This window comes from Paraburkholderia sp. GAS348 (assembly GCF_050434205.1).
GTDB lineage: Bacteria > Pseudomonadota > Gammaproteobacteria > Burkholderiales > Burkholderiaceae > Paraburkholderia.
Window position 1 is genome coordinate 1 of sequence record NZ_JBNPVT010000035.1, and the last position, 12708, is coordinate 12708.

General features: G+C 57.3%; 10 protein-coding genes. 5 read left to right on the forward strand and 5 right to left on the reverse strand.

From position 1 onward, the window contains the following. Positions 1 to 503: 503 nt before the first annotated feature. Together P3T22_RS31180 and P3T22_RS31185 are read right to left on the reverse strand one after the other, a co-directional pair. Positions 504 to 1931: a methyl-accepting chemotaxis protein gene (locus P3T22_RS31180; RefSeq protein WP_429327041.1), complete on the reverse strand. Its 1428-nt coding sequence runs from the start codon at positions 1929 to 1931 to the stop codon at positions 504 to 506. Between the two features lie 629 nt (positions 1932 to 2560). Beyond that, positions 2561 to 3466, reverse strand: coding sequence for a LysR family transcriptional regulator (locus P3T22_RS31185; RefSeq protein WP_063499092.1), 906 nt, complete (start codon positions 3464 to 3466; stop codon positions 2561 to 2563). A gap of 483 nt (positions 3467 to 3949) precedes the next feature. Between P3T22_RS31185 and P3T22_RS31190 the strand changes: the two genes are divergently transcribed. Further along, positions 3950 to 4972, forward strand: coding sequence for a LysR family transcriptional regulator (locus tag P3T22_RS31190; protein ID WP_429327042.1), 1023 nt, complete (start codon positions 3950 to 3952; stop codon positions 4970 to 4972). A 36-nt stretch (positions 4973 to 5008) separates the two neighbouring features. On the opposite strand, the gene P3T22_RS31195 is transcribed toward P3T22_RS31190, so the two are convergent. The 3 genes from P3T22_RS31195 to P3T22_RS31205 form a co-directional block, all read right to left on the reverse strand. Further along, entirely contained in the window at positions 5009 to 5206 is a 198-nt protein-coding gene (locus P3T22_RS31195) for a hypothetical protein (protein ID WP_063499091.1), read from the reverse strand. Between the two features lie 638 nt (positions 5207 to 5844). Next, entirely contained in the window at positions 5845 to 6813 is a 969-nt protein-coding gene (locus P3T22_RS31200; protein ID WP_429327043.1) for an SIR2 family protein, read from the reverse strand. Between the two features lie 198 nt (positions 6814 to 7011). Next, a complete protein-coding gene (locus P3T22_RS31205) occupies positions 7012 to 7197 on the reverse strand; it encodes a hypothetical protein (protein WP_429327044.1) in 186 nt (61 codons plus the stop codon). A 131-nt stretch (positions 7198 to 7328) separates the two neighbouring features. Between P3T22_RS31205 and P3T22_RS31210 the strand changes: the two genes are divergently transcribed. From P3T22_RS31210 to P3T22_RS31225, 4 genes are all read left to right on the forward strand, one after another. After that, positions 7329 to 7910, forward strand: coding sequence for a TetR/AcrR family transcriptional regulator (locus P3T22_RS31210; protein ID WP_429327045.1), 582 nt, complete (start codon positions 7329 to 7331; stop codon positions 7908 to 7910). Between the two features lie 642 nt (positions 7911 to 8552). After that, positions 8553 to 9503 (forward strand): LysR family transcriptional regulator, encoded by a 951-nt coding sequence (locus tag P3T22_RS31215; protein ID WP_063499087.1) that lies wholly within the window; start codon positions 8553 to 8555, stop codon positions 9501 to 9503. A gap of 351 nt (positions 9504 to 9854) precedes the next feature. Then, complete coding sequence (gloB, locus tag P3T22_RS31220) at positions 9855 to 10751, forward strand: hydroxyacylglutathione hydrolase (protein WP_429327046.1); 897 nt, start codon at positions 9855 to 9857, stop codon at positions 10749 to 10751. 337 nt (positions 10752 to 11088) lie between these two features. Further along, on the forward strand, positions 11089 to 12642 hold the full coding sequence (locus P3T22_RS31225) for a methyl-accepting chemotaxis protein (protein WP_429327047.1): 1554 nt from the start codon (positions 11089 to 11091) through the stop codon (positions 12640 to 12642). Positions 12643 to 12708 lie beyond the last annotated feature (66 nt).

Sequence of the window (12708 nt, forward strand, 5' to 3'; positions counted from 1 at the left end):
TCAATTTTTTCTCGGCCGTGTGGATAATCCGGTATCACCTGCCAGAAGTCGATTCATGGTGGGCGTTCCCTGCTCTCCAGAACTGCAGAAAATTGCTGCCGTCACGGCAATAGTCACGGCAAGGCAGTGGCGGGACAAACCACCGTGCCGGAAGGAATGTTTGACTCTTGGCTGATCGCGGGCTGATGGAACGGCTAATGGCGCCATGGAAAGCGAAAACAAGAAATCGGCGGCTCGTCGCTACTCGACCGGGGCACTTACACTCCAGGTCAACTTGACGTGCGCTCGGAGTCATGTGACACGTCCATGTCCCAGTTACCCTCATGTCGTCGAGCGAATATTGCAGCTCTCCGAGTGGTCAACGGTCCTGGCTCGCTGCTCGTTCCATTGGGGCTCATCGTGTGCTCGTCATTCCAGGGCAACGCCGTGGCAACGTCCAACTACATCCCAATACACTTTTTCGAAGACAACTCGTACTTGCTGGAACCTAACCACCTTCAGGCTTAGTTCGTGTCGTGCTCGACGAGAAAAATCGACATCGCCTCACGTAATGTCCGCGCTTTCTCACGCAAGCTTGCCGACGCTGAAGCGACGCCTCTCACGTGCTGGACATCGCGCTCCAGTATCGCGTCCATCTTGCCCATGCCCTGACTGAACCGATCGACATCGTGGCTTTGGGCATCGCTTGACGCGCTGATATGCGCGATCAACCCGGCGACGTCTTCCACGTGGCCAACAACGTGCCGCATGGCCGCACCAGCGCGTGTCGCTAGGGTCGAACCGCGCTCGACGCGCTGCAACGAATCGCCGATCAGGCCTTTGATTTCGCGTGCGGCGCTCGCGCTCCGATGAGCGAGTGTACGGACCTCCTCGGCCACCACCGAGAAACCTCGTCCGTGACTACCCGCGCGGGCCGCCTCGACCGACGCGTTGAGCGCTAGAAGGTTAGTCTGAAACGCGATGCTCTCGATCATCGCGATCATGTCGCCCATCCGATGGACGGCCTCATCGATCTCATTCATCTTGTCGACGACTTCGCTGACGACTTGCTCGCTTTGCTTCGCCGCGGTTGAGGTCTGCCGCGCGAGGCTGTTTGCCGATGCCGCATGTTCCGCGTTTTCCCTGATCCGTTGCGCAATCTGCTCCATCGCAGTGTTGGTCGCGTTGAGCGTTTCGGCTTGTGTAGTGAACTCCTGCGACAAGGTGTGGTTTTCTTCAGCGATGTTGTCCGATGAAGCCGCCATCTGGTCGATCGTCATGGTGATTTCCCGCATCGCATCGTGGATGGCGTTGAGTGTGTCCTTGAAGGTGCGGCTGCTGGTCCCCTCGAGCTTCATGGGCGGAAGGCGCAGGTCGAATTGACCCGCTTGCCGTGAAAGGTTTTCGCCAAGAACGGCAAGTTCACGGCCCGTTTGTGCATCGGCTTTCATATGCCGCGAGATGAAGATCAGCAATCCGGCCTGGACGACTACGTAGGCCGCATGTGACAGCACGGTCGACCACGCGGGCTCGGTGAAACAATAGACATCCAATCCGGCAAGCTGGAGATAGTTGAACGTGAAGTGGTGCAACGCGATGACGCAGGCAGCACAGATGATCGGTCGCCAGTCCCGATAGGCGAGGAGGAATGACATCAGCACAAAGACGCCAAAGTGCAATTCAGTCAGACCGCGCTCCTGATGAATCTGCAATGCAGCGAATGTCATCAGGCTCGCAGCCAGGAAGAGGCGCGTCACCAGCGCGCCTGCGCGCCAGTAAGCCAGCATTGACGCGACAGCGGCTGCAGGCATACCGACCCAAAGTACGGCGTGCAAGTTGTAGTCGCGTATCGCCAGCAGGCAAGAGATCGCAAACAAGCCCCATACGACAGCAATCATTAGCCTGTCGGCTTTCACATAGACCGCGTGCAGCAACTCGTCTGGCTGTTTCATACGGGTCCCTCAGTTATCCGTTCTTGTTGGTCTGATGCAGGTGCGCGGTCTCTACAACTCTGGGTCGGCGTCTCATACGGCCCGCAGCTGGCGATGACAACTGCCGGCGATCTCTCCGAATACATTGGGAACAATGGCGCGAGCGCGCCCGATCGCCGACGTGTGCCTTGTCCGCGAAGCGTGCATATGCATAACGGCACGCGTGAACTGTTCTTTAGTCAGGCCCGGCATGATTCCCGCCCCCGTCACCCAGGATCCGGGGCGGTGTCACCGGGTCTGATGGCTGGCTGGTGATCGCTAATGGGCGCCCAGCCGGAATATATTGAGGCCGTGCGAACCGTGAATGCCGCGGAGGATTCAACCGGTCAATGCACTTTTGTGCGGAATGGAACACTTCCGAGAGGAGACCTTGTGTCGTTCTTACGAGATCCGAGAGTGGTCAGCATGCCTGCGCTTAATTCGCGATCTTGTCGCCGAGTCGGTTTCGTACGGCCTTCAAGATTTCGCCGAACATGCGTGGGTTGGCGGTTGCCGCCACGCGAGAAAGAACCAGCCCCCCCGACCATCATGGCCACATCAGCCATCGCTTCCGAACATTCGAAGTCACCAGTCGAGTCCGGCCGCCCACGTCACGGTTGTGTCCCACTTTCATAGAATGAAGTCGCGTGATCGATGAAAGCGCGCACCTTCGCCGGCATCAACGTTTTCGTCACGTATGCGAGACGGATCTCGATTCCGCCTTCGGCGAGCTCGAATTCATCCAGTACACGCACGAGCCTACCCGAGGCAAGTTCGTCGTGAACGAGCACCGCTGGCAGGACGCCAAGGCCAAAACCCTCAAGCACCATCTCGGAATTGAACGCCGGGTTGTTGGATGCAACGTCGAACTTCATCGGCACGGTCATTTCGTTGCCGTCCACCTTGAAGGTGAGTGTCGGCTTCCGGAACGATGGAGACATCGTCACGAACGTATGCTCCTCCAGATCCGCAGGTGTGGTCGGCGTCCGATGGGTTTCGAGGTACGCCGGCGACGCCACAACGATTTGCGGCACCCACTCCAGCAATCTCGTCACCGTCGTGTCACTTGTGAGCATATAGGGAACGACAATACCAAGGTCATACCCGTCTGCAACGAGATCGATGGGCCGCTCCACCAACGTGACCTCAAGACTCACTTTCGGATAGCGCCGCTTGAAGCTCGCCAGAAGGGGGACGAGGCGATACACGGTCGCTGTCGTATGTGCGACCAGGCGCAACACGCCTGTCGGCTCACGTGTCTCCTTGAGCGTTTCAGCTTCGAGCGCTTCGAGGTCGTCCAATATCTTGGTACATCGTTCATAGAAACGCTCGGCAGTTTCGGTCAACGAAATCTGGCGTGTCGTCCTATGGAACAATCTGCTGCCCAATCTTTGTTCGAGTGAAGAGATCGCCCGAGACACAACGGGTGTCGTCACGCCCAATGTGTCGGCAGCTCGCGTGAAGCTTCCCGCCTCCACAACGGAACGAAACAGACGCAAGGTTTCCACATAGTCCATAGCAATTCCATCGCAGATGCAAGAATTTAGAAAACTAAAACACGCCTTCCTTTAGACGAATCGCCGTCGCACAGGTTGACCCTCGATGTCCGGACAACCCGAATCGGGACATACCCGCAAGATCACCGCCGCCCCGATCCCGGCCGCAAGTCAGCACGCCAATCACTATATACGCACGATGCAAGATTCGCATCGGTCGCCGCGCAATCTTCATTTTCGCCCGGTCAGCTTCATTCGAAGCCAGCATCTTCAGACTGGAAACGCGTTGTTGCTCGAATCAGCCTGCCGAGCGAATTGACGTATACGCACAACAGCGCTCGCGGTAGATTTTTTCTCTAATGCTAAAAAATGCGCGTAGGTCAGCATTGTATTTTCGATTCCGTAGTGAATACGTCATCCAGCACGCAACGAAGTCTTGCAATCAGCGAAATAAATGCATTCACGATCCGTGTGACAATTGCGACCGTCTAAGCAAGGATAGGTATGAATACGCTTCAAGCCATGCGCATATTTGTCCGCGTCGTCGAGGCCGGCAGTTTTACCGGCGCTGCGCAGCAGCTCCACACGACAACGGGATATGCGTCGCGCGCAGTCTCCGATCTCGAAGCTCATCTGCAGGCGCGCCTGCTCAATCGCACGACCCGCCGCATCGCGCTAACCCAGGCAGGCGAGCGCTACCTGCAAAGCTGCGAGCAGATTCTGGCGTATATCGATCAGGCGGAAGCCGAGGCGAGTGATGCAGAGGCTCATCCGTCCGGCAAGCTGAAAGTTCACGCGATGACCAGCTTCGCCCAACACTACGTCGTGCCGGCTGTGCGTCGCTACCAGCAACGTTATCCGGCAGTGCAAGTCGAGTTGACGCTCGCGCAGCGTGTGCCGGATCTGCTCGACGAAGGCTATGACGTTGCGCTCGTGCTCGCACAGGATCTACCTGACTCCGGACTGGTATCGCAACGCTTGGGCGGCGTATTCAGCATTGCCTGTGCATCGCCGGCGTACCTGAAACGCAACGGCGTGCCGCTGGTGCCCGCCGATCTCGGACGGCATACCTGCCTGCAAACGGTAACGCCGGTGTTTCCGGCTGATAAATGGATCTTCGACGGGCCGAACGGCCGAGAGACGTTCTCACACGAGGCCGCAAGCTTCCGGGTCAATGTCGCCGACGCCGCGGCGGCGGCGGTGAGTGAGGGGATGGGTATTGGCCTGATTCCGGTCTACTCGGCGATCGATGGCCTGCGCAGCGGGAAGTTGGTGTGGATCATGCCGGAGTACACGTCGCAGGAAATGAATCTGTACGCGCTGTATCCCTCGCACCAGTATCTCGATCCGAAGGTCCGCACCTGGGTCGAGTTATTGCGCGACGAACTGCCGGTTACGCTCGCGGCCGATCAGGCTGAATTGCCCCGGTTTGCGCGTACCGCGCCGTCTAACCGCCCGCTTGTGCCATCGTGGGTGCCGGAGGGTGTGATAGCGGGCGTGCCGCACGAGCCACTGTCGACTTGTTGAGGGGATGCCAGGAGAAAAGATGCGTGCGCGGCGGCGTTATTCGGTCCAGTCCCAGGCGTAGCCCACAAGCAAAACCATACCCACAACCGCCGCCACCGCTAGCATCGCCGTAACGAGGTCGATAAACACGATATCCATTGCGATATTTAGCATGGCATGACCCAGCACCTCTAGAAGACCTTCCAAACAAACACCCTTGAAAATCTGGACAACCACCGTCGGTTGATTCTGCAAGTATCACCCGCCATGACTCGTTGCGCCTGCGGCTTCGCAGATGGCGCCGCCGCATGGTGGAGCAAAGGACGACCCCTGCATGATATGCGCGCATCGGGTTCGTTCTCAAGCAAACGAGGTGCAAAAGATTGTTGTCGTAGACGTAAGGGTTGCCCTGAGGCTTCGCACTGCGTGCCTGCATGACCCGACCGACATGCCCTGATATACGTGCGATCGTACCGGTCAGCCGCCTCGGTTTTCAGTTCGACATTAGCCGTATGCTGACTGTCGCCGCGGCAGCGCCCTTCGCCCGGGTCTACGCGTGGACAGTGCTCCCCAATCCTCCTGGCAACGCGCCCAAAGCGATACGCCTGGCGTACCTCCGGCTCTGGTTTCACTTCACCACTAGCTTCAATTACATAGCATTACTATGTTTTTATAAATAAGTATTGGAACAACTTTTCATGCTGTTATCACGATCTTCTACGTAGGGGGATCATGGTTCCGATGACACGTTGCGTGCACGCCTACGATGACGAGTCGCGCGCATGCTGAAGGACAAGGCATCGTCATGCTTAACGATGCCTTCCTCTAACGTTAGCCGCCTCGGCATACGAGTGCAGCAGCTGAGACATGTCCGATCGGGCGCTAGAGGACAGCTAGCCGTCGAGGAATCGCAAGACTTTCTTTAGTTCGAGCGTTTCGCGTTCCCCAAAGATTTCGTTTAGCGGCCGGCGCGACGCTCCTATGAGTCCGTGACGGAATGCATTCTCGACGACGGCCCGCCCCCCGCGTCCATCGCCGGACGACAATGGCGCATTCGCGGCAACGTCCGAACCCTCCGGCGCCATGACGTAAAGCTGCAATCCGTTTTCAGCCACTGCCTTCGCGATTACATCATTAATATAAATGTCACGGAAGCCGTAGCCAATGGTCATAAGTCGATGGTTAGGCTGAGATGCATAGTGCGCGAATTGCCGGTGATACCAGTCGAGAATGGGAGGAAGACCAAGCGCGCGAGCGTTCTCGCCCCCTGCGATAAGCAGTGAGCCGTCTACGCTGTCAACCCAATTCCAAGACCCGTGTAGCTTGAAACACGGCTGTCGATTCGCAGTGACGCGAAATTCGTTTTCACTCGCAGGAACCCACTGGTCCGTCCACGGGATTCCGCACGGACCAGAGCCCGCGTTCGATGACAATCGCATCCCTGGTAGCTCGACCCCATCCCACCGCTGGAGATACTGATATTCCAGAAGGAGATCCTGGTTCAGGGTAAAGATTGCATCGAACCGGCTCAGGAATTTTCGCACTGACCTGTTCCCGAGACCGAGGTCAAAATTTTCAAGGCGGGATATGCAATGGTCCATCGTCCTGGACATCGCTCGAATTGCCGTCTCGAGGCTTCGCAAATCGGCGGAGTGTCTTTCGGGATCGAGCCTCGCCCTACCCTGCAGCTCCGCCAAGGCAGATTCATATCCGCCGACTTCGTTGAAGCGCCAAAGCAACTCCTTGATAGCTGGTGACGATCTAACCTCGGGACATCCGAGCAAATATTCGAATACCTCCGACCCAAGCCAGCCACCCCAATTACGCGTGAACCCTGCGCCGAGCAATACCGAACAAGCCATCTCCCCTCCGAAAGAAATAGAAACCGCTTCTTACTATCCTGGACGGGTTCGCCAGTTCCCTCTGGCAAGCCTGAACCCATTGTATAAGTTTCCGCATCCGCGCACATCGCGTGCACCGTGCCCCAGCCTACGCCCCGTTCTTGCACCAATGAGCTCGCGCTGAGCTCGGGTTGTCGTGCGCTGGACAGCGTCTCACGCTCATGCATTGCTGACGGAAAATTCGCATACGGAAGAAAGAATCTCGCCGGGAAGTTCGGGATCGGACTTCTCTACGGTGCGAGAAAAGGCGACACCGTCAATCACAATCGTGACGGTTACATTTTCTGACTTCATCGCGAAACCATCTCCATTCGCGGCCGTCAAGAACAGCCATGCAATTTTCATTTCACACGAATTCTTATAGTACTCCATTCAATTTCTGATAACACGATGTTGTTTCCTGCCGATGACAGTTCAACAAAAATCTGGCGTACAATCATCATTCAGATTTATGCCTACGGGACGACATCGCTATCATGGGACATTCTCAGTCAGATAAGTTACGGACCCACGAGCGTATCCTCGAAGTAGCCGCCAAACGGTTTCGCGAACGGGGAATCCAAGGCGTCAGCATCTCCGAAATAATGGAGGAAGTCGGCATCACAGTTGGCGGTTTCTACAACCATTTCTCGTCCAGAGAGGCCTTGAACGCGGAAGCCGTATCCGTGGCGTTCGCTCACACAGCCGACTGGAACGAACTGGCCAGCTGTCAGCTCGGCAAGGCAATTGACGAATATCTGTCACCGGCGCAGCGTGATGACCTTGCATCATGCGCAGTATTTTCCTCCCTTACCGCAGATATCCGGCGAAGCAATCCAGCAACGCGTGACATTTTCAACCGCAATCTGGAAGAGGCGCTCGCTGCTGTCGAGCAAGGCCTGGGCGAAAGCAACATCGCCCGGCGCGCCAGTAAGGCAGCTGCAATTCTCGCTGCACTTGTGGGTGCATCACTGCTTGCACGAGGAACGTCCGACGGGAATCTGGCAGAGAAGCTGTTGAACGCTGTCTCGACCGAGCTTCGCTTCGCCTACCTCTCAGAGGTCGCTCCGTCGCAGTGACCGTGTGATCGACTGGCGCCGCCCCGATGGATGAACAATCGACACTGGATACGCTCAATTATTCTCATAATCTGATTTGAAAGCGATTAACAACAACCCTTTCGCACATCGTTACGCCATGACTAAGCAGCAGTGCTAGCAACGCCGCCGTTATAGAGGTTACATCGTCCGGCATTTCGTCAGACGAAACACTATTGGTAAGAGTGTTGGCCTGACGAAAACTTGGGTTAATCAGGCAGATTGTCGTTTGGCGTGGCGTGTCAGACGGTTCGAAGTGTATGAACATAGCGCGCGAAGCGCTCGCTTGCACCAGGCACTCAGCCGCCAGATCATTCACCGGCAAGCGCTGTTCCATCGAGCAACTGGCTGGCGAAAGCGTGCACATTGCTCAAACTCACACCGATGCCCACGAACCAATCACCGTTAATCTGATTGTTCCAAGCAAGCAAATAGAGTATTTTTGATAGCTCGGTTTATTCGCCCCGCGGGACCTATAGGGTGCCGATATTTAGATTTAAAACAATGGGCAAACCGTCGAAGAAACGGCAATTAGATGAGCTGGATATTGACGATCGCAGAAATATCAACCGCGTCCCCGCTTGATTTCCCGGGGGTATGTCGCTAAGCGTGAGGCAAGGGAATATGGACAAGCTCCTGGCTATGAAGGTCTTCACCAAGGTCGTGGAGATGAACAGTTTCTCCCGTGCGGCAGATGCATTGCAACTCCCACATGCGTCGGCAACCACCATCATCAAGAACCTGGAGGCTTACCTGCAAGTGCGCCTGATGCAACGGACCACTCGCCGGCTTAACCTCACTCCCGAGGGCGCGGAGTACTACGAAGGCTGCGTGCGTATCCTCGCTGATGTTGACGAGACAGAGCACAGTCTTGCCAACGCAGGCAAAGGCCCCCGCGGAAAACTGAGAATCGACATGCCGAGCTCACTCGGTCGTATCGTGGTGATGCCCCGCATTGAAGAGTTCAGACACCGGTACCCTCACGTCGATCTCATGATCGGGTTTGGTGACCGTCCCGTGGATCTGATTCAGGAAGGCGTGGACTGCGCTATCCGGGTGGGCAAGCTGGAAGATTCCAGCCTTGTTGCGAGGCGGCTGGGCGCGCTCTCCACGGTAACTGCTGCGAGCCCGTCTTATCTCGCGCGGTATGGCGAGCCACATTCGCTGGAAGAACTGCAGCAACACATCGCAGTACAGTACTTCTCGAGTCGTACTGGCCGCACTACCGAACTGAACTTCGAAGTGCATGGCAAAAGCGCCGAGATCAAGATGGGCGGTGGCCTCTCTGTCAATGACGCCGATGCCTACGTAATGTGCGGACTCCACGGAGCAGGCATAATCCAGCCACCTCTCTTCATGATCGTGTCGCACCTGGCCTCCGGCGAGCTTACGGAAATCCTGAAACCGTGGAAGTCCCGCTCCATGTCGTTATCCGCCGTATACCCACACAACCGGCACCTTGCCCCCAAAGTTCGAGTCTTCGTCGAGTGGATAGCGGAAATCTTCGATCAATCCGCGCTTGCGTCCACGGAAAAAAAGTCGTTGACGGCGTCGATGACAACGGCCCCGCGCTGACGTCGCTACTGCCGCTCGCCCACCTCGCTTCGAGAAATGAGGCCAACATGACGCACGGCTTGTGAAGGGAGGTCGGCTGGCGCAATGTCCGGTGTCGAACTGATCATGCAGCGGTTGGTACGCGAAAATGTCGCTCGCGCCCGGATAGCACCGTAAAACGGCCGTACTTCGGTCCGCAGCGTGCAAACCGCCGCCGGTATCCGACGCCATGCATGTCGCCTCGGCGTACGGGACGAGATAAGGGCACGATTCCGCTCCCAGCTTTGCACGACGCGTCAACGCGTCATGCGCTGAGAGTCAATCGTGGGTGCCCATTGGGTTGTAAGTTTAAAACGTCCCCGACTCCACAGAATGGGTGCACGCGGTCAATCTATCCGCGACGCCTGTCCAGGCAGCATGGCAACTAGCCTCGAATACACCCCGGTTCTTTTTTTTGACAACAACTACGCGTGGGTGATTTCGGACGGCGCGCACGCGATTGTCGTCGACCCCGGTGCGGCGGAGCCCGTCGAGCGGTTCTGCGGGTCTCGAGGCTTGACCGTCACGGCCGTGCTACTGACTCATCATCACGACGACCACGTCGGAGGCGTTCGGGCTTTGCTGCGTTCGTGCGGAAAGCCTGACACGCCGATTTATGGGCCCGCGCGGGAGCGTATCGAATGCGTCACATGTTGTGTGGGCGAAGGCTTCGAGGTTGAAGTCACGGAACCGTCGTTCCGCGCAACAGTAATCGCGACACCCGGGCATACACATGGGCATATCGTCTTTTTCCAGCCAGGAGTCAATGACAATCCCGGGCACCTGTTCGCCGGCGATACCCTGTTCGCCAGTGGATGCGGCCGGCTGCTCGAAGGCTCGGCGGAAGAGATGCTCGAGTCTTTGGACGAACTGGCGACTTTGCCTCCGTCCACGCTTCTGCATTGCGCCCATGAATACACGCTCTCCAACCTCGAATTCGCGCGACTATGTGAGCCCGGCAATGAGAGCATCAGGCTCTGGCAGGAAAAGGCAGCAGCGCTGCGTCTGGCGGGACGGCCGACGCTACCGACAACCATCGGACACGAACTGATCGTCAACCCGTTCCTTCGCGTACATCAGGATGAAATCCATGATGTACTCAACGAACGCTTCGGTGTGCCTGTGCCGCACAGACTGGCGGCTTTCATACTGCTGCGCGCCTGGAAGGACCTGTTCCAAGGCGAGTATCGGGCGCTTGCGAAACGATGGGCGCCTGACCTTCTGAATTAAGGCAGCAACATACACCTGGATGCAAAGCTGGTTTCTGGGAAAATCCTACCGACAGCTGGGCTTGATGCGAGGTAGATTAGACGGATGCCCGAGCGCAAGCAATCGCCTGCTGGGGGACGCATCGAAAGCAAAACCGGTGTTGGCTCGCTACTTGCCGTACACCTGCTCACGCTGTCTGGCAAGAATAGTAAAGATCCACGGCGTTACGCCGTAAACAACATCATGGAACTCTACTCAGACATCTTGCCCTGGCAACGTGCTGAGTGCCTGACCCAGCGCGTCACTTCCAATGTTGACGACGCCTCATCCCCTATTCAATCTCACTTCTTCTATTGGCATGTTCAAAAACACCAGTATCCGTGTCCGCCTCGCGATGGCAATGGGTCTTCTCAGTGCGTTGCTGATCGTCGTCGGCATCATGGGCATCGTCGGCGTAGCGATGAGCAATAGCGATGTGCAAGAGCTTTATTCAAACCGGCTCGCATCCTCGCAGGTGCTCAATCGAGCGAGTGTTTCGCTGGCAAGAGCGCGTCTCTGGCTTTTTCGCATAGCACTCGATCCTGCCGGTCCCGGTGTACCGCAGCAAGCACAAGCTGCTCGCGATCTGGTTGTTGTGTCGAAGAAAGCATGGGAACAGTATCGCGCGCTCCCGCTCTCCGGTCCTGACGAAACCAGCCGTGCGGCCGACGTGAACTCGAAATTTGAAAAGCTACTCTCGGGCGGCCTGGAGCCAATGCTCGATGCTATTTCAGCGCACGATTCAGCGAAGCTCATTGACGTTGCCTTGCACACGCCGGCGTCGATGTTCATCGATGTCACTGACGGCATGGATGCGCTGACCGCCATGCAAGTCTCCGCTGCCAAAGCGACGTTTGATGCCGCGCAAGCGCGCTTTCACTGGTTCGTAGGTGTAGGCGTTGCGGGAATTCTGATAACGCTGGGCGCGGCGATGATGGCGTGGTGGACGCTGCAACGCGCGATAGGCGAGCCACTTGCGATAACACTGGACCATTTCAACGCGATTGCCAGTGGCGACCTGACTACTCGGGTCGAGATACACACGAACGACGAGATGGGACGCTTGATGGCGGGCCTCCAGACAATGCAACGCAAGCTGGTACAAACGATCGGTGTCGTGCGAGACGGATCGCGATCGATTGACATCGCCGCGCAGGAAATTTCTGCCGGCAACCTGGATCTGTCGCAACGAACTGAAGAGCAGGCCGCGTCTTTGGAAGAGACCGCCTCGTCAATGGAAGAGCTGACCTCGACGGTTCGTCAGAACGCCGACAACGCGAAGCAGGCCAGTCAGGTGGTTCGCAGCACGGAGTTGCTCACTGAGCAGGGCAACCTTGCGGCACAGGAAGTAGTTCAGACGATGCGGAGCTTGTCCGATTCGTCCGGCAAGATCGCCGATATCACCAGTGTCATCGAAGGGATTGCGTTTCAGACCAATATCCTTTCGCTGAACGCGGCCGTGGAGGCGGCACGCGCGGGCGAGCAGGGGCGCGGGTTCGCGGTTGTCGCCAGCGAAGTTCGTTCGTTGGCGCAACGCAGCGCAACGGCGTCGAGAGAGATCAAGGAGCTGATTACCGATTCGCTGACCCGAGTCGAGACGGGCGCGCGGCAGGCTGATCGTTCAACCGGCACGATGGCGGACATCCTGGCTTCGGTGCGGAAAGTCAGTGACTTGATGGGTGAGATTGCCGCCGCGTCTGAAGAACAGTCGAAGGGCATCGAACAGGTCAATAGCGCAGTGGTCCAGATGGACCAGGTGACGCAGCAGAATGCGGCGCTAGTTGAGCAGGCGTCCGCGGCGGCGCTGTCGTTGAAAGAGCAGGCGGGGCAACTGGACAGTGCTGTTTCGGTCTTTCGTGTGCATGCATCGTGACATTCCGGGGCCGGCGCGGCATGACGTTGGGGCCATGCATCGTTGACAGCGCGCGGACTCGAACTC

Excerpts from the sequence above, each read along its gene's own strand:
- P3T22_RS31200 (WP_429327043.1), bottom strand. The coding sequence starts at position 6,813 with ATGGCTTGTTCGGTATTGCTCGGCGCAGGGTTCACGCGTAATTGGGGT.
- P3T22_RS31180 (WP_429327041.1), bottom strand. The coding sequence starts at position 1,931 with ATGAAACAGCCAGACGAGTTGCTGCACGCGGTCTATGTGAAAGCCGAC.
- P3T22_RS31210 (WP_429327045.1), top strand. The coding sequence starts at position 7,329 with ATGGGACATTCTCAGTCAGATAAGTTACGGACCCACGAGCGTATCCTC.
- gloB (WP_429327046.1), top strand. The coding sequence starts at position 9,855 with ATGGGTGCACGCGGTCAATCTATCCGCGACGCCTGTCCAGGCAGCATG.
- P3T22_RS31215 (WP_063499087.1), top strand. The coding sequence starts at position 8,553 with ATGGACAAGCTCCTGGCTATGAAGGTCTTCACCAAGGTCGTGGAGATG.
- P3T22_RS31225 (WP_429327047.1), top strand. The coding sequence starts at position 11,089 with ATGTTCAAAAACACCAGTATCCGTGTCCGCCTCGCGATGGCAATGGGT.
- P3T22_RS31205 (WP_429327044.1), bottom strand. The coding sequence starts at position 7,197 with ATGAAAATTGCATGGCTGTTCTTGACGGCCGCGAATGGAGATGGTTTC.
- P3T22_RS31185 (WP_063499092.1), bottom strand. The coding sequence starts at position 3,466 with ATGGACTATGTGGAAACCTTGCGTCTGTTTCGTTCCGTTGTGGAGGCG.
- P3T22_RS31190 (WP_429327042.1), top strand. The coding sequence starts at position 3,950 with ATGAATACGCTTCAAGCCATGCGCATATTTGTCCGCGTCGTCGAGGCC.